This window comes from Nostoc sp. NMS2, from assembly GCF_017115105.1.
Classification (GTDB): domain Bacteria; phylum Cyanobacteriota; class Cyanobacteriia; order Cyanobacteriales; family Nostocaceae; genus Nostoc.
On sequence record NZ_JABXKH010000122.1, the window covers coordinates 1 to 16,037 of the forward strand.

Annotated in this window: 13 protein-coding genes and 3 pseudogenes; 7 read left to right on the forward strand and 9 right to left on the reverse strand. The window is 42.1% G+C overall.

Going from position 1 to position 16,037, the window contains the following annotated elements:
* From HWQ36_RS34410 to HWQ36_RS21415, 3 genes and pseudogenes are all read left to right on the forward strand, one after another.
* Positions 1 to 86, forward strand: a pseudogene (locus HWQ36_RS34410) (photosystem II protein D2); the annotation flags it as partial.
* Positions 87 to 845: 759 nt separating this feature from the next.
* Positions 846 to 1,127 carry a 4a-hydroxytetrahydrobiopterin dehydratase gene (locus HWQ36_RS21410; protein WP_292706256.1) on the forward strand — a complete coding sequence of 94 codons (282 nt, stop codon included), beginning with the start codon at positions 846 to 848 and terminating at the stop codon, positions 1,125 to 1,127.
* Positions 1,128 to 1,777: 650 nt separating this feature from the next.
* Positions 1,778 to 3,508, forward strand: coding sequence for an iron uptake porin (locus tag HWQ36_RS21415; RefSeq protein ID WP_292706257.1), 1,731 nt, complete (start codon positions 1,778 to 1,780; stop codon positions 3,506 to 3,508).
* A gap of 166 nt (positions 3,509 to 3,674) precedes the next feature.
* Here the strand turns inward: HWQ36_RS21415 and HWQ36_RS21420 are convergent.
* Positions 3,675 to 3,839 (reverse strand): annotated as a pseudogene (locus HWQ36_RS21420) (serine hydrolase); the annotation flags it as partial.
* A 106-nt stretch (positions 3,840 to 3,945) separates the two neighbouring features.
* Between HWQ36_RS21420 and HWQ36_RS21425 the strand changes: the two are divergent.
* Positions 3,946 to 4,080 (forward strand): annotated as a pseudogene (locus tag HWQ36_RS21425) (transposase); the annotation flags it as partial.
* Between the two features lie 206 nt (positions 4,081 to 4,286).
* Here the strand turns inward: HWQ36_RS21425 and HWQ36_RS21430 are convergent.
* The gene (locus HWQ36_RS21430) at positions 4,287 to 5,243 is read right to left on the reverse strand and encodes a DUF4351 domain-containing protein (protein ID WP_292706342.1); all 957 of its coding nucleotides are present in this window, start codon (positions 5,241 to 5,243) and stop codon (positions 4,287 to 4,289) included.
* A 190-nt stretch (positions 5,244 to 5,433) separates the two neighbouring features.
* Entirely contained in the window at positions 5,434 to 7,647 is a 2,214-nt protein-coding gene (locus HWQ36_RS21435) for an amylo-alpha-1,6-glucosidase (RefSeq protein WP_292706259.1), read from the reverse strand.
* Between the two features lie 131 nt (positions 7,648 to 7,778).
* On the opposite strand from HWQ36_RS21435, the gene HWQ36_RS21440 reads away from it, so the two are divergent.
* The 3 genes from HWQ36_RS21440 to HWQ36_RS21450 all read left to right on the forward strand — a co-directional run bounded on the left by HWQ36_RS21440 (position 7,779) and on the right by HWQ36_RS21450 (position 9,946).
* Positions 7,779 to 8,390 (forward strand): peroxiredoxin, encoded by a 612-nt coding sequence (locus HWQ36_RS21440; protein WP_292706261.1) that lies wholly within the window; start codon positions 7,779 to 7,781, stop codon positions 8,388 to 8,390.
* Between the two features lie 309 nt (positions 8,391 to 8,699).
* Positions 8,700 to 9,236 carry a peroxiredoxin gene (locus HWQ36_RS21445; protein WP_292706263.1) on the forward strand — a complete coding sequence of 179 codons (537 nt, stop codon included), beginning with the start codon at positions 8,700 to 8,702 and terminating at the stop codon, positions 9,234 to 9,236.
* 56 nt (positions 9,237 to 9,292) lie between these two features.
* The gene (locus tag HWQ36_RS21450; protein WP_292706344.1) at positions 9,293 to 9,946 is read left to right on the forward strand and encodes a glutathione S-transferase family protein; all 654 of its coding nucleotides are present in this window, start codon (positions 9,293 to 9,295) and stop codon (positions 9,944 to 9,946) included.
* A gap of 58 nt (positions 9,947 to 10,004) precedes the next feature.
* Here HWQ36_RS21450 and HWQ36_RS21455 read toward each other — a convergent pair whose 3' ends face one another.
* The 6 genes from HWQ36_RS21455 to HWQ36_RS21480 form a co-directional block, all read right to left on the reverse strand.
* On the reverse strand, positions 10,005 to 11,015 hold the full coding sequence (locus HWQ36_RS21455) for a DnaJ C-terminal domain-containing protein (protein WP_292706265.1): 1,011 nt from the start codon (positions 11,013 to 11,015) through the stop codon (positions 10,005 to 10,007).
* 117 nt (positions 11,016 to 11,132) lie between these two features.
* Positions 11,133 to 11,642, reverse strand: a complete 510-nt coding sequence (locus HWQ36_RS21460; RefSeq protein ID WP_292706267.1) for an AAA family ATPase — start codon at positions 11,640 to 11,642, stop codon at positions 11,133 to 11,135.
* A gap of 94 nt (positions 11,643 to 11,736) precedes the next feature.
* Positions 11,737 to 13,026, reverse strand: a complete 1,290-nt coding sequence (locus HWQ36_RS21465; protein ID WP_292706269.1) for a glucose-1-phosphate adenylyltransferase — start codon at positions 13,024 to 13,026, stop codon at positions 11,737 to 11,739.
* A 446-nt stretch (positions 13,027 to 13,472) separates the two neighbouring features.
* Positions 13,473 to 15,368 (reverse strand): hypothetical protein, encoded by a 1,896-nt coding sequence (locus HWQ36_RS21470; protein WP_292706271.1) that lies wholly within the window; start codon positions 15,366 to 15,368, stop codon positions 13,473 to 13,475.
* A 15-nt stretch (positions 15,369 to 15,383) separates the two neighbouring features.
* Positions 15,384 to 15,605, reverse strand: coding sequence for a hypothetical protein (locus tag HWQ36_RS21475; RefSeq protein ID WP_292706273.1), 222 nt, complete (start codon positions 15,603 to 15,605; stop codon positions 15,384 to 15,386).
* Positions 15,606 to 15,810: 205 nt separating this feature from the next.
* Entirely contained in the window at positions 15,811 to 15,999 is a 189-nt protein-coding gene (locus HWQ36_RS21480; protein ID WP_292706275.1) for a hypothetical protein, read from the reverse strand.
* Positions 16,000 to 16,037 lie beyond the last annotated feature (38 nt).

The following is a 16,037-nucleotide window of genomic DNA, read 5'->3' on the forward strand; positions in this document are numbered from 1 at the left end:
TCCGCGCTTGGATGGCTCCTCAAGATCAACCCCACGAACAATTTGTATTCCCTGAAGAAGTTCTACCTCGTGGTAACGCTCTCTAATATTAAAAGCCGACCATAACTTAAATCAGTTTTATGGTTGCCGAAAATTGACATCAGCCAGATTAAATAATCTCCTTAGCATAAGCTAACAAAGTGTCAATATTCCCCATTCTCCAGTCATCTCCCACCAAAAGGCGGGAGATTTTTTTATATATAGTTAATTATCTCTAAATTTATGTGTTATCTTAGGTGAAGGTTATGAACCCAGAGTAAAAACTCTGCCCTTTGAAAACTAAGACCGCTTAGGCAATAAGGAGGTGATGCCCATGATAGAAAGTAGTAAACGCGTGGGTCATCAGGTTGCAGTTAGCCGGCTGTGTGCCGGGGCTGTTCTCTAAAAGTTAGCCTTAGTTATCTTTGAGATACTAAGTTAGCTCAAGTAGCTAGGCAAGCTCGGAGTTCCTTCCGGCAGTCTGGTTGCAACCTGAAGACCCGCTAGACCGCTCTGATTTAGATCATCCGATCTAAATCAGAGCGGATAGTTTTTTAGGGATGACTTTTTAAAACTTAGATAGCAATACGTGTGGTGCATAAAGCCAATGCGTTTAAGTTTTATTAAAAATAAAAATATCTTGCATCAAACCTTAGAGTATTACCAGATGTGAGCTACAGCATTTATTTACCAAACCTAATTTAAATATACACACGCATTAGGTAGGCATTAGCTTATCTTTCCATACTTTATCTGTGGAAAATTAAATCAGTCTATTTCTGTCAAATGTCAAGATGTAACAAATATATAAGTAGGAATTTTTTGACATGACACAACTACTCACTGAAACGGAAATTCAAGAGCAGGCAAAGGTTCTGTCAGGTTGGACTGTCGAAAACTCCAAGTTGCATATTACCCGCACTTTCAAGGATTTTATCCAAGCAATTGAGTTTGTCAATAAACTGGTGGAACCATCTGAGTCAGCAGGACATCACCCAGACATAGAAATTTCCTACAACAAAGTGAAGATTACACTCACAACACATGATGCAGGCGGGCTAACGCAGACAGACTTTGATGTAGCGCAGACGATTTCCCAAATTAAATAAGTGATTTTTTATGACATCTTGCAGCAGGCGACTGTAGAGTAACAGCCACAAAGACAAAACACAAAACCTGCCTATCTTTACTCATGAGGGGAAGTAACCCGTAGCTTGATTGAGAGTAAGGATATGGGTTCTTCTTTAGAGTGGGCGGGTTTAAAAAACCTTGATTCCTGATTTTGTTTTTATTCCAACAGTACTAGGCAACGACACTCGTGCAAGGCTTTGCTAGGTTTGTAATAGCCGAGCTAGTAGATTTTAACTGGTGTGCAATTTCTACAGGCTAAGTGTAAGAAGTGATTTTTATCCGCAAGATGCTAGGTATAGAGGACTTTCAGCAATTTAGCCAAGTAGGACTAAACTTTACTCCCTGCTTAGATATTTAGATAGCTATGTGTGACAGTTATTAAGCCGATCGCTCCAATCTTGCCATCTAGATGAGATGTTTTATAATGTTATGATATAAAGATATGTTTTTGCATAAGTTAATCACATCAGTTTTTAACCCTAAGTTAATCGTTTATTAGCTTTGCAAAAACTAAAATTGTAGTAGTGGCAATTATGCCTCATCCATAGGTTTCAATGAGATGTGGTATTTTCGAGAATTAGGTGGAACGAAACCAATTATCTAAACAAGGTGTGAGGAGTAAAGAAAGATGTCTAATCTCTTATGGAAATCCTTAGTGGTTAGCCCAGCAGTTTTGGGAGCAACGTTGTTAGTTTCGACAACAGCAATTGCGGCTCCAAACACAACCACTGAAGTATCACCAGCAAAACAAGCAGGTGTAACTGGAGTTGCCCAACAGCCAGAAATGTTGGCTCAAACAACGATAGACCAAGTTAACCGCTACAGCAACGAAGGCAGCCAAAATAACTCTCAGTCTCAAGTAACATCGGTTTCGCAATTTTCCGACGTACAACCCACTGACTGGGCATTCCAAGCATTGCAGTCTTTGGTTGAACGCTATGGTTGTATTGCAGGTTATCCCAATGCCACTTATCGTGGTAATCGTGCTTTGACCCGTTATGAATTTGCTGCTGGTTTGAACGCCTGTTTGGATCGCGTTAACGAGTTGATTGCCACAGCAACAGCTGACTTGGTGACTAAACAAGATTTAGCTACCCTACAGCGTTTACAAGAAGAATTTTCCGCAGAATTGGCAACCCTACGCGGCCGCGTAGATTCCCTAGAAGCGCGGACTGCTGAATTGGAAGCTAATCAGTTCTCCACCACCACAAAACTAGTCGGTGAAGCCGTTTTTGCCGTTAGTGATGTGTTTGGGGGTAACACTGGTGATAACAACAATACTGTCTTTCAAGATAGAGTACGTTTAGACTTGCAAACCAGTTTCACTGGTAGAGACGTTTTACATACCCGTCTCGCAGCAGGGAATGCAACAGCCTTTACACAGTTTGATAACGCTGGTGGTGCGATCGCTACAGCCGAAGGTACACAAACCTTTCAAGTTGGTAATGCTGGTGGTAACAACAGTGTCAATATAGACCGATTGACTTATGAAGTTCCTATAGGCCCAGCCAACGTTTACATTGCAGCTAGTGGCGGACGTCACAGCCATTATGCTGCTGTCAACAATCCTTACTTTTTTGACAACACTGACGGTGGTAACGGTGCTTTATCTACCTTTGCTTCTGAAAGTCCCATTTATCGTATTGGTGGCGGTGCAGGTATAGCACTCAATCTACCCCTTGGTAAAGGTGGTGGCATCTTGGGAAATAGCTCAATCACCGCAGGTTACTTGGCATCAGATGCTAATAATCCTGGTGTCAATACAGGTCTAACCAATGGCGACTACGCTGCTTTAGGACAGTTGAACTTTAGTGTTGGCGATCGCTTGGCTTTAGCTGCTACCTACGTTCACGGATATAGCGCAGGCGGTTTCTTGTTTGACTCCGGTACTTCATCAAACGTAAACAACACTTTTGGATCTTCTGTTGCAGTAGGTACTCAACAAGCTAACACTCTACTAGGTGCAGGTTCCAGCAACTCCTACGGTGTGTCAGCTGCGTTTAGACCTAGCGATAAGCTGTCAGTTAGTGGCTTCGTCTCTTACCACGATGTCACCGGCTTTGGTGCAAATGATGATTATGAAGCTTGGAGCTACGGTTTAGGGGTAGCATTACCTGATTTCGGTAAGAAGGGTAACGTCTTAGGTATTTTTGCTGGTGCAGAACCTTATTCCCGTAATCGAGCCGTTTTTGCTGGTACTGGTAATGATGTACCTTATCACTTTGAAGGCTTCTACAAATATCGGGTATCGGATAACATCTCTGTCACCCCTGGTGTAATCTGGTTGACCTCTCCTGGTCAAAACAGCGCTAACGATGATGCAATTATCGGTACACTCAGAACAACTTTTACCTTCTAGAGTGTTGACTATCCATTGATAATTTTGAACTTTATTTGTCCCCGCCATCAGGCGGGGTTTTTTATTTTCAGTAGCGCGATGGCTCCCCAACCTACGCAGATTTAAGGGTTTTGGCTTATAATCCACAATTGTGGCATTTTATGCTAAAACTGACAGTTCGCGTCTTCTATCTCGTAGCACTGTTAGGCGAACCAACCGCAGCGACCTGATTCGTCTGATTCAGATAATCATAAACTAGTTGGGAAACTTGACGGATAAAGTCTCTCCCCCTAGTGTTATTATAGGGACGTGTGACGAAGATCACCGCTAAATAACGTTTCCCATCAGGTACTTCATAGCCCCCTATCGAAGAGCGGGGAGGGGGTTGGGGGTGGAGTTTTTGTACCTCACTCAACTGGGAACCGCTATATCGTCAACAATTATGGTTGTATGAAAATAAAAGCTTTAGCTTGAGTAGAGTGATGGCGAAACTTCCTCATACAACTCTAACTGTGATTGCTATTACTTTTTTAGTCATGAATCTTTCTACTCACCTATCACGGATTTTTTGTGCCTTTTTATGTCTATTTTAGAAAAATAGACATTTTTTAGCGATTGACATAATCGAGCATTATGATTTCGCTAGCTATAGGCAACAAAAACTTATCTTTGACCTTGCTTAAATAACTAGTCAACCCAAAAGAATTGCTTTTTTATGACTTTTTCAGCAAGCCCTAAGTAGCGATCAATAAGTGGAGTTAAGATAGACCTCTAATACTTAGGACTCAGCACTAACTGTTTAATGAGTTTGTAGCCAGTTGAGCAAATCAGCGATCGCACTAAAATCTAACAAAGCCTCACCCAGTGCTTCCAATTGTTCTAGAGAAAGACCCTGAATCTGTTCTCGAACCTGTGGTGGTAACTCTCCTACCCGTTTTTGTAGCTGTCGTAGTATAAGTGTTTGTGCTTGTTCCTGTTGTCCTTCCTCCTTCCCTCGCTCGTAGCCAATGCGCTCGCCTGTAGTAATGTAACTCATGGTACGCTCCTGCTCGAATTGTTTAAACTCCTGCCAAAATTCTGTTTCTAATCCTTTTGGTAAAATCATAACCCAATCGATAAAACGATAGAGATTACGAATATCCCTTTCTTGCAGCCCTTGTTCATACAATCGCCGAATTAAACTAAATTTCCACGTTTTTCTTTCTCCCAACTGTTTAGTAGTTTGCTGGGTTTTTAAATGTGCCATTACCACCGTCGCAAAGGGATTATCGCTCTTTTCTAACTCTGTCCATCGATTTTGATAATCGAGCAGTTTGACGGTTCCAAATCTAAAATGCAGACCACAATCGGGATAATTATAACTGTATTGATTTGGTCTCCAAGTCGAGTCAGCATCGCACAAAATTGCTAGGCTAATGGCTGGTTTAGCAAATTTGTCAAAAATTCGCAGGTTGTAGGAAAACATCCTTTGAGCAAAATTATCTTCCGATTTTGCCTGAATTTCGACATGAATCAACAGCCAAATTTCCTCTCCTTGAATTTGCCAGACTTTGACCAATTTATCTGCATATCTTCTACCAAGTTCTGCTTCTCGGACTATTTGTTGAAATTCCTTATCAAGAAACTCGTGGGGACGTTCCCAATTAATTAGTGCTGCTGTTTGCGGAAAGAAAAATTGCATTGCTTGTGGGAAGTAAGCTTCTAGGATTTCTTTCCACGGAGAATCATTATCGGCTCTTTCTCGTTCTTCGCTCATGAGTTGATTGGTAGATTCATGTTCATCTCTTGTACTCAGCACTATTTAATGTGAGTTCGATGAACCTCTCCCTCCCAGCCTCCCTCTCCGAAACGGAAAGGGAGGAGTATGAAAAATTAGGCTTTTTGCTCTCCTCTCCGCATGGGAGAGGGGCTGGGGGAGAGGTCAAAAAAGATTTGTCGAACTCACGTTATTTAATGTGGCGAATTACTTCGGCAACAGACCAAGCTTGAGCGATCGCTCCTCTGGGTGTATGAGGTGAATCGCCATCAAAAATTTCAGAAATAGAACCAAGACAAGCGCCAGATAAAAAGTGATCTAGCAGGGGTTGCCAATCAAAAGGCAGCGATTGTTGTGGATAAAAACGTTGCCAAGCACGAATATATGGCCCAATTAGCCAACCCCAAACAGTGCCTTGGTGATAAGCGCGATCGCGTTGCTCTTGGTTCCCCTCATATCTCCCTTTGTATTCGGGATCTCCTGGATCGAGGCTGCGAAGACCATAAGGGGTTAGCAAACTGATAGTTGCTAAATCTAGTATCTGACTCCCTTGCTGTGCAGAAAATCCACAGTGGTGCAGTGACAGTGCTAAAACCGCATTAGGACGAATTTGAAAATTCCGGCGATCGTCTGGTTCGATGGTATCGTACAAATAACCCAGCTGAGGATTCCAGAACTTTTGCAGCGAGGTTTTGACCTTTTGTGCTTGTAAAGCATAACGATATGCTTGCTTAGTGAGACGCACTGGATCGCCAAGTTCAAGCTCGCTTAAGCGTTCTGCCCACCGACTTAGCCAACATAAAGCTGAATACCACAGCGCATTGATTTCTACTGGCTTACCGTAACGGGGAGTAACGGGGTGTGCCCCAATTACCACATCCATCCAGGTGAGAGCTACACCATGAGCATCCCAACTAATTAGCCCATCAATAGCATCAACTTGGATATTGTAGCGTGTACCACCAACAAAGGCTTTGTGGATTTGTAAGACTATGGGGAATTGCTCTGCCAAAAACTCCCAGTCTTCGGTAGCTTCTAAATAAAGTCCTAAAGTTTCAATCCACCACAACGCCGCATCAATACTGTTATAAAGTGGTTCACCATCGACATCAGGAAAGGCATTAGGCATCAAACCGTGGCGACAGTAATACCCAAAAGTCTCTAATACTTTTTTTGCCAGATTAAAACGCTGTGGAACTAGTGCCAACCCAGGTAAGGCGATTAATATATCGCGTCCTCGCTCATTAAACCAGTGATAACCAGCAATGATTGTGGGGACTGCAATTGAGGCTCTATAAACGATAAACTGATCGCTTGCTTTAAGTAGTTGTTGCCAAGTTGGGGATTGGGCATTTAAAAGAGGCAGAGGGGCGGGGGGACTCGGGGCCCCCTCTGAGGATAGGGGGAAGGGGGGGCAGAGGGGAAAACTCTTCTCCCTTGCTCCCTGCTCCCTACTCCCCTCATTCCATCCAAAAATCTGAGAGAGCCGGTCTTGCCCTATCTCCACGGCTTCTGCAAAGGTATCGGAGGTGAGAACACCTGCCATTGAGTCAGGAAACCCAACTCGTGCTTCTAGAGTGACCACATCTCCTGGTTGTAGTGTAACTATCAAGTAACCAGGACTGTAGAGGTCTTCTTTATCACCTAATCCCCGTTTTGTTTCCTCAGACAATCCATAATTCCAATACCAAACTGCATCTGGTTGATATTTTCCTTGTGTCCAGCGTAAGTGCCAAGGTATACCGAAATTACCTAATTTTTTTGCTTGCAGACAGACTTGCTGTTGTCCAAGCAATTCTGAGAACTGTAATCCTGAACTAGCAGTTTGCTGGTGGTGAAAATCACGTTCTGCTATCAGTAGTCGCAGCCGTAAAATTGCTGTCTCACTTCCGTCATAGCGATATTGGATCAAGATTCGATGGCAAAATGGGGCATGGGGCATTGGGCATTGAGAAGAGGCAGAGGGGCACTTAGCTGGGAGCAGAGGCGAAAGAGGTAATTTTTTATTCTCACCCTTGAAAGCTGCCCCCTGCCCCCTTGCTTCTTCCCAGTCCCCAGTCCCCACTAATCCATAAGGCATTACCAATTGTCTGGTTAATTGCCAGTTATCTCGACCCCAAATCCATTTCGGAACTGGGTTAATATCAAAACAGCGCAATAGTTCATAGCCTGTCAGTTCAATCTGACCGTTACCCCAAACATTTGTCCCCAGTGCTACAACGCTCCCGGATACTTCTAAGCTAGCGTCTAGGTGTGAAAGTAGCAGAGTCCGCCCAGAGGGTGGATTTGTAGCGGTAAATAGCCAACCGTGATAAGTGCGTGTGCGGACATCAGAAATTGTTCCACTGGCAAAACTTCCTAAGCCATTGGTAAGCAACCATTCTCTTGTATCTAAATCAGGCATTGGTTACTCAAAATCGTTATGAGTATGATATAGTCGTAACAGATCGTAATTAAACTGTGAGAGCGTGGATGGGAGAGTTTTACTTGACCCGAATTCCAACGCTATTAAACCGATAAAGGAGAATTAGGTTAATGTCCCTTACTTACGGAACCGAAGGAAGCCTCCGCGTTGGCCAACAAGCTCCCGATTTTGCAGCAACGGCTGTGGTAGATCAGGAATTTAAGACAATCAAACTTTCCGATTATCGCGGTAAGTATGTCGTTCTGTTTTTCTACCCACTAGACTTTACCTTTGTTTGTCCTACTGAAATCACAGCATTTAGCGATCGCTACGAAGAATTCAAGAAAATCAATACTGAAGTCCTTGGGGCTTCAGTTGACAGTGAATTCTCCCACCTCGCTTGGATTCAAACAGATCGTAAGTCTGGTGGTGTTGGCGACTTGAATTATCCTCTAGTCTCAGACATTAAGAAAGAGATTAGCGCCGCTTACAACGTTCTTGACCCAGCAGCCGGTATTGCCTTGCGTGGTCTGTTCCTCATCGATAAAGATGGTATCATACAGCACGCTACCATCAACAACCTAGCTTTTGGTCGCAGCGTTGATGAAACCTTGCGGACATTACAAGCAATTCAGTATGTTCAGTCTCACCCAGATGAAGTTTGCCCAGCTGGTTGGCAACCTGGTGACAAGACAATGAATCCTGATCCAGTGAAGTCTAAAGTTTACTTCTCTGCTGTCTAAATTTCGTTAGCAAACTCTAATCCAAGTTGTTGGAGTTGAGAGAAAAATCAATGAAAACCACAGAGAAACAGAGATACACATGAAACCGTGTCAACCTTTGTATCTATCTGTGGTTTTTTCATAAAATAGTATTTAAATAATTCTGACTTTTCACGTTATCTGGAAAAGTCCACCAAAAACCTAACCCCCTAGCCCCCTTCCCGACGCAGGAAGGGGAAAATTCAAAGTCTCTTTCCTTTTAGGAGAGAGATTTAGAGAGAGGTTTTCCAGATGCTGTGAAAAGTAAGTTAAATAATTAAGGTTAAAAATATGTTGACTTCAAGTGATTTTAGTGGCTTATTAAATGAGCGATTCTTCCGCAATTTTTTACCAGTTCCAGCTACAAACAAGCTCAGGTTGGGAGTAGGAACGCCTGATTTTCAACTGCCAGATATTACCAACGGAACTTTAGTAAAATTGTCTGATTATAAAGGCAAGCAACCAGTGTTACTCGCCTTTACTCGCATCTTTACTGAAAAACAATATTGTCCATTTTGTTTTCCTCATATCAAAGCCTTGAATGAAAACTATGAGCAATTTAAAAATCGCGGTATAGAAGTTTTAATGATTACTAGTACTGATGAACGGCAGAGTCAACTTGTTGTCAGGGATTTAGGCTTGAAAATGCCGTTATTGAGCGATCCTAATAGTCGAGTATTTCGTACCTATCAAGTAGGACAAGCACTGGGAGCGCCTTTACCAGCACAGTTTGTATTAGATAAAGAAGGAAAACTCAGCTACTGGCATTTATTTTCTTTTCTAGATCACAATGCTAGCGTTAAGATTTTGTTACAACAATTCAATTGAATATAAGGTGTAAAATTAGCAATATCACTTTACTAATAAAACTGTGAGGTTTTATGGTGCTGACCCTTTATCATTCACCTATTTCTCCTAACTCCCGCCGTGTCTGGATTACTCTGCTGGAAAAAGGACTTGAGTTTGAATTAGTAGAGATAAAGCTGGATGGGGAGCAGCTTAAACCAGAGTTTTTGGCGATTAGCCCCTTCCACCACATTCCAGCTTTGGTGGATGACGGCTTTAATGTAGTGGAATCTTTAGCAATTCTGGACTATTTAGAGGCAAAATATCCCACACCTGCGATGTTGCCTAAAGATGCTAAGGATTTAACGATCGCACGCATGGTACAACTGGTAACTGTGAATGAGCTTTTGCCAGCAGCCACCACATTTTTACCTCAGTATCTAGGCTTGCCTGGCGGAGATCCAGAGAAAATTGAGAAGGCACGGCATAAAATTGCCACAGTGCTGAAGTTTTTTGAAAATTTATTAGACGATCGCCCCTACTTTGCTAGTGACAACCTCACTCTTGCCGAAGTTGTGGCTGGAACTGTAGTAAATGTGCTGCCAAGTGTAGGGATTTCTTTAAATGATTATCCAAAACTGAATGCTTGGTGCGATCGCTTAATTGTACGTCCATCTTGGCAAGCTACCGAGGCTACACCAGAGGATGTGGAGGCGTTTAAGTCCGTCATCGTAGCGAGAAATACGCGGTAAATTCATACTTAAATAAATGTAGAGACGGTCAATTTACCGTCTCTACAATCCGAAATTTTTACAGCTTAACTTGCTGTAAATGACTGCGGGGATTATAAGTACGTATAGCCCGGATTTTTTCATAATATTCCCGCTCTTGTTGGCTGAGGTCTTTTGGTGGTGCGATCGCCACCTTCACCAACTGATCGCCACGTCCACCCTTGGCGAGGGGCCAACCTTTGCCACGTAAACGCAGCGATTGTCCAGAACGGACTCCGGCTGGTAGCTTGACATTAACTGAACCATCGGGAGTGGGTACATCAATAGATGCTCCCAGAGTGGCTTCATCTGGTGTAATTGCCACTTCACACACCAAGTTATCGCCTTCCATTTGGAAGAACGAGTGCGGCTGAAGTTCGACTTTTAAGTATAAATCCCCTCGTTGTTGAGTCATTGGGTTAATTTGACCTTTGCCCCGCACGCGCAGACGAGTACCAGGTTTAGCCCCAGATGGGATACGAACATCAATTGTTTCGTTACCTAAACTGAAGCGCTTTTGCACGCCGTTAAATGCTTCCGCAAAAGTTAGGGTGATTATAGCTTCACTATCCTGGGAAGTAACCGCACCTGCATCTTGAAACCCAAAATCGTTAAAGCCACCACCAAACCCACTTGGCGCACCTGTAGAAGTGCGGTAAGAGTAACTTTGTGAGGTACTTTGTCGTCCACCACGAGGGGTAGCGCCACCAAAACGTCCTAGTAACTCATTAATGAACTCATCAAAATTGCCGTATTGACTGAAGTCAAAGCCACCCATATCGACACCAACGCCGCCGGATGGGAAACCTTCACCAGCTTGTTTCCAATATTGACCGAATTGGTCATATTTTTTGCGTTTATCTACATCTGATACAACTTCGTAGGCTTCGCTAACTTCTTTAAAGCGTGCCTCTGCCTGTTTGTTATTTGGGTTGACATCAGGGTGATATTTGCGGGCTAGTTTACGAAAGGCTTGTTTAATCTCGTCTTGAGTGGCAGTCTTACTAACTCCCAAAATTGCATAATAGTCTTTGAAGTCGGTTGCAGCCATCTACTAGCCTCCTATAGAAATTACTGTTATGTTTTTTTTAAGAACACAGATATTTAATTGCTAGGTAGAGTGCCAAGCAAAAGAATCTGATTTTAAATTAACAAAGAATATAGAAAATCAAGTGTGGTTCTTGCTCAACGTGCGATCGCAATTTCCGTACTCCAATTTTTCTGATAAGCGGATTAGCCCGTCTAGTCCCTCTTCCAGGCTTGGGGGGGCATCCCGGAGTTGACGGTGCATTCGCAAAATAATTTCTTCAGGAACCTGGCGCGATCGCCTTTTATTACGTGCCAAACACAGCCAAACTGGTGTATCCACCCAAATTCCCATAATTTGGGTAAAGCCCAATCCACGCGCTAAAGCAATGACTTCACGGCGATGGCGGCGCTGGGCATTGGTGGCATCGAAAATGGCTGTATTTGCTGTAGAAATAGCTTGTTGAAATTGCCTCTCTACCTCCTGCCAAATCAACAGCCACGGTCCCTGAAGGGCTTGGGAACCGAACAATTGCCCCCGGATGCCATCTGTAGAAATCAGCGACATCTGGGGGCATTCTGCCAGTAATTGTTTTGCAAAAGTTGACTTACCGCTACCTGGAAGTCCAATCAGTAAAAATAGTTTAGTCATTTGTCATTTGTCCTTTGTCCTTTGTGGTTTGCCATTAGTCATTTGTCCCTTCTAAATAACTAATGACCAATGACCAATGACCAATGACTAATGACTAAATGATTGTTCCATCAGTAATTACAGCATTTTTCAGCACGACGACGATCCCACTGCGAATGTAGAAACCTTGATTTTCGCGTTCAGCTTCTTGCACATTATCCTTATTGATAATTTTGACATCGTGACCGATGCGGGCATTTTTATCGATGATGGCACCGCGAATAATCGTGTCTGTACCGATGCCTACGGGAATGTCATTTTCTATCAAGCTACATTGCCGTTCCACAGAAGCTTGGTAAAAATCTGCACCCATGAGCAAAGATTCTTCGATGACGCAGCCAGATTCAATCCGCGATCGCACTCCTAAAACTGAATGTTGAATGCGGCAATTTTTCAAAATACAACCTTCGCCGATAATTGATTCTGTGATCTGGCACTCTAATAGTTTACTTGGAGGCAAGTAACGAGCGCGGGTATAAATTGGTGCTTTTTCATCGTAAAAACTAAAGGGTGGCTGGGGCTGCTGAGTTAGGGCTAAATTGGCATGATAAAATGCCTCAATTGTTCCAATATCTTCCCAATAGTCATCAAAAAGGTAAGCTTGAACGTTGTAATCTTTAGAGGCATCAGGAATAATTTCTTTGCCGAAATCAGTTCTTTCTGTACCCTCTCTTAACAACTTGAACAAAACCTCTTTTTTAAAGACATAAATGCCCATTGAGGCGATATAAGGCTGTTGCTGGGCTTGTTCTTTTGTTAATCCCAGTACGCTTGTATCAACTTGCATTTGAGTTAACGCTTCACCTTTGGGTTTTTCGCTAAAATCTATTACCCTACCAGAATCGTCAATTTTCATCAAGCCAAAATCTGAAGCACGGCGCTCATCGATGGGGATAACTGAGAGAGTAATATCAGCCCCTGTGTCCCTATGGCGCTGGATAAACTGGCGATAATCCATGCGGTAGAGGTGATCGCCTGAGAGAATTAGATATTCGTCTACATCCCATTCTTCCATTAACCACAGATACTGACGCACAGCATCGGCTGTACCTTGGAACCAGTTGGGGTTTTCTGGGGTTTGTTGTGCCGCTAGCACTTCCACAAACCCTTCGTTGAAGCCAGTAAAGTTATAGGTACGGGCGATATGACGATTCAGGGAAGCTGAGTTGAATTGTGTCAGGACGTAGATTTTGAATAATTCGGAATTTATGCAGTTACTAACAGGGATATCGATTAAGCGGTACTTCCCCGCCACTGGTACTGCTGGTTTAGCGCGGAGTTTGGTTAACGGGTAAAGCCGAGTACCCGCGCCACCGCCAAGGATGATTGATAATACTTTTTTCACAAAAATTCTCCCGACTGCCTTTCAACTCTCATCTTCAGTTTAGGACTGTCTGCCACCACAGGTAAGGGGGGTCATCTGATTCTTAGGGATGAATTTTATAGAATGCTGTTGGTGATGAATAGTACGGCTGATTAAGTAAAAAACTAGAACATTTGTATTAATTTAGGGAGGTGAAAAATATAGGAAGTTTTGGCTACACTTCCCTTGCATGGAATTTGAGTATCGCTTTTGCATTTAATAAGTTCCTCGGGTTTAAGTCCCCCGGTTCTGTAACCAGTAAGTTTTGTGTTGGGGTTAAATCCCCATTACAAAACTTAATTACGAATTACGAACTTGTGCCGAGCGAAGTCGAGGTATTACGAATTACGAATTATTTTAATATTGATTCTGACCGGAGTAACGGAAACGTCTCCGGCTCTACTTCTGGCTTCTGAATTCTTCTTCAACTATTTATTTTCTTTGATAAAGTTATGTTGCGAGATAAAATTCTCAGGTGAATCAGTCTTTTGGGCAATATTGAGACGTAGAAACTGCGCCCAGACTTCATTACTAAGTAATTTTAAAGCAGTTTTGGGATTTTTACTTGCGATCGCGCCGATAACTTTACGCCATCCTGACTGCAATAACTCAATAAAAGCCTCTTCAATAGAAACTTGACTCAACAACGAAAGGGCGATTTTAAAACTTTCTGAATCAGCTTGTATATTCTTCGCTCTTAACCCTTGAAGTGCCACATTCAACCACACAGGCAGAAGTTCTAGCCAATTGTTTTGCTGTATGTTTTTGAGTGCAATATCTTCCATACCTAGCGCACCCCATACATATAAAGACTCCATAGCCATTTTAAAATCGCGGTTTTCTAGAGCATTTACCCATAATTTTTGAGCGTGATTTTGGAAGCGATTAGCGAGAAATTCATAAGCTTCCTGAACTTGATGCAGAACTGTGACTTTATAAACTGATTCACCTCGTGGTAGGTAATCACCACGATAAGATAGCCAGTTATGAGATCCACAAAGATGAATTTTTTTATCAACTATTACTTCTTTTATATGAGAATCTCCCAGCCAAAAAACCTGTACAGATGGTAAACCATCAGGTGTTTTTATTGCTTGAAGTTTTTTCTCTACTTCTGGCGAAATTGGTTTATCTTCATCTTCTTGTCGCCGTGCAATTCCATGTCCAATTAAAATCCAAACTCCACGATTAGCTAATTTTTGTAACAGAGTTAGAAATTTTTCATCGACAACTGCATGATTCACCCAAGGAGAATAAATAATAACCTGATTTTTAGCAGAATTTAAAACTTCTGAGAAAGCTTGGCTAATTTGTCCATCGCGTAACTGTACAACTTCACCTAACACTGGAAAATTATCTACTTTTTCACCAGCTTTTAGCGCTTTTTGGCGAATATTTTCAAGTCTAGCTTCTATTTCAGTATTTTTCTGCTTGAGAATAGCTTCACGTTCAAAATTGATGGTTTCGGTTGACAATTTACATAATGCTTGCAAGGATATCTTACCTTGAGCGTGTAGAACTTCTAACCAATTTGATGCCGACTCTAAAATTTGCTTTCCATTTCTTATTTGGATGCTTAATTTATCTTCAAGGGCATCGAAAATAACGAAAAGCGATATCTTTCTCCAAAATTTTTGAGTTGGATTTAATACCTTATAAGAAGTAACAATTTTTCCCTCTTCTGGAACATGAAGTGCTAAATCTGAAGCCTGAATAATTTTTTGAATTTCCTCAAGTTGTAAGGAAGAAATATCAGTAATTATATTATCAATAGTTATAAAATCTGCCAAATCTGGCAAATTGATCGCTGTCTCGCTTAGTGATTCCGATTGAAAGGTTATTTTGTCACTTAAAGCGTCTGTAATAGCATTAAGCTGTACAGGATATGGGGGCTGTGGTACAGATCCTTTTTCATAAAATGAGCGACCTTCAGAAGTAACTGTAATTGGTGATGTTGCTGATAGAGTTTGTAATGAGCGAAGAGTTGCAGTAGTAGTTTTGATAAATACAGAATCCAGTCCAAGTACAGAGGCTAATTCATCCTCTGTTGGCGGAGGTTGAAATTCAATAGCAGCGCGGATAATAAATTCTTCGAGTACGTTAAACTGGCGGGGTTCTTTGATATTTACTTCTATAGTAGTTTGACGCAAGCTGTAGCGAAATTGACGCGCTGCTAAAACTGATAAACTAGGACTTTGCGCTTCTATTTCGTCTACAAAATTTTTGAGATTGTCATCAATCGGTTTAGCAGAAGAGGCGAGAAACATCAAGGGAATAAGATTGGATAATTGAATTTGTACAAATACTTGTAACCCGTGAAGCAAAGTACTTTTATGCTTTCAATAAGCTTTGGCGACGACTAGCCCACCAAGCCTAGCACCACTGACAAACATTAGCACACCATAAATTGCCCCAGGAATAGCTATTGTAGGACTATTCCGCAGTGTAGGGGTAGAAGCTGTAAACCGATAAGGATCATTCCCGACACCACCAGTGAGTGTGTCATTTCCCCCAACCCCACTAAGGTTATCATTGCAGCTACCGCCAGCGATCGCATCCAATAGTAAGAGGTTCTTTATAAAGTAAAAATAAAATTGTTGTACGGTGTGTTAGGCACATATTTATAGATGATTTGTCACAAAAAATTACATTAAAGTGCTAACGCACCGCCATGTAACACGGTGCGTAATAGCAAAGCCGTGACACGCCTTACTTAAGATTTACTTTATAAATAGTCTCTAAGCAGGCTTTATGAAATCGGAGTGGTTAATCTTCCTCCAAGGATGCTGGCAATTCAGAAGAACTAGCGCCACTTTCTGGTGTTGAAAGCTCATCACTTACCATTCCATCCCATGAATAGTTGCAGATTTTGGTGTGAAGCAATGTACCAAACGTCAGGTTAATTGCTAGGGCGAAAGAATCGATAAAAATTAGATTTACAAAACGATCAATCATTAGACCCCCTTGAGCTAAATTAAGCATCAAGTGATATT

What these genes read in the sequence shown, in the direction of transcription:
- HWQ36_RS21410 (WP_292706256.1), top strand. Translation starts at nt 846, where the DNA reads ATGACACAACTACTCACTGAAACGGAAATTCAAGAGCAGGCAAAGGTT.
- HWQ36_RS21415 (WP_292706257.1), top strand. Translation starts at nt 1,778, where the DNA reads ATGTCTAATCTCTTATGGAAATCCTTAGTGGTTAGCCCAGCAGTTTTG.
- HWQ36_RS21430 (WP_292706342.1), bottom strand. Translation starts at nt 5,243, where the DNA reads ATGAGCGAAGAACGAGAAAGAGCCGATAATGATTCTCCGTGGAAAGAA.
- HWQ36_RS21435 (WP_292706259.1), bottom strand. Translation starts at nt 7,647, where the DNA reads ATGCCTGATTTAGATACAAGAGAATGGTTGCTTACCAATGGCTTAGGA.
- HWQ36_RS21440 (WP_292706261.1), top strand. Translation starts at nt 7,779, where the DNA reads ATGTCCCTTACTTACGGAACCGAAGGAAGCCTCCGCGTTGGCCAACAA.
- HWQ36_RS21445 (WP_292706263.1), top strand. Translation starts at nt 8,700, where the DNA reads ATGTTGACTTCAAGTGATTTTAGTGGCTTATTAAATGAGCGATTCTTC.
- HWQ36_RS21455 (WP_292706265.1), bottom strand. Translation starts at nt 11,015, where the DNA reads ATGGCTGCAACCGACTTCAAAGACTATTATGCAATTTTGGGAGTTAGT.
- HWQ36_RS21460 (WP_292706267.1), bottom strand. Translation starts at nt 11,642, where the DNA reads ATGACTAAACTATTTTTACTGATTGGACTTCCAGGTAGCGGTAAGTCA.
- HWQ36_RS21480 (WP_292706275.1), bottom strand. Translation starts at nt 15,999, where the DNA reads ATGATTGATCGTTTTGTAAATCTAATTTTTATCGATTCTTTCGCCCTA.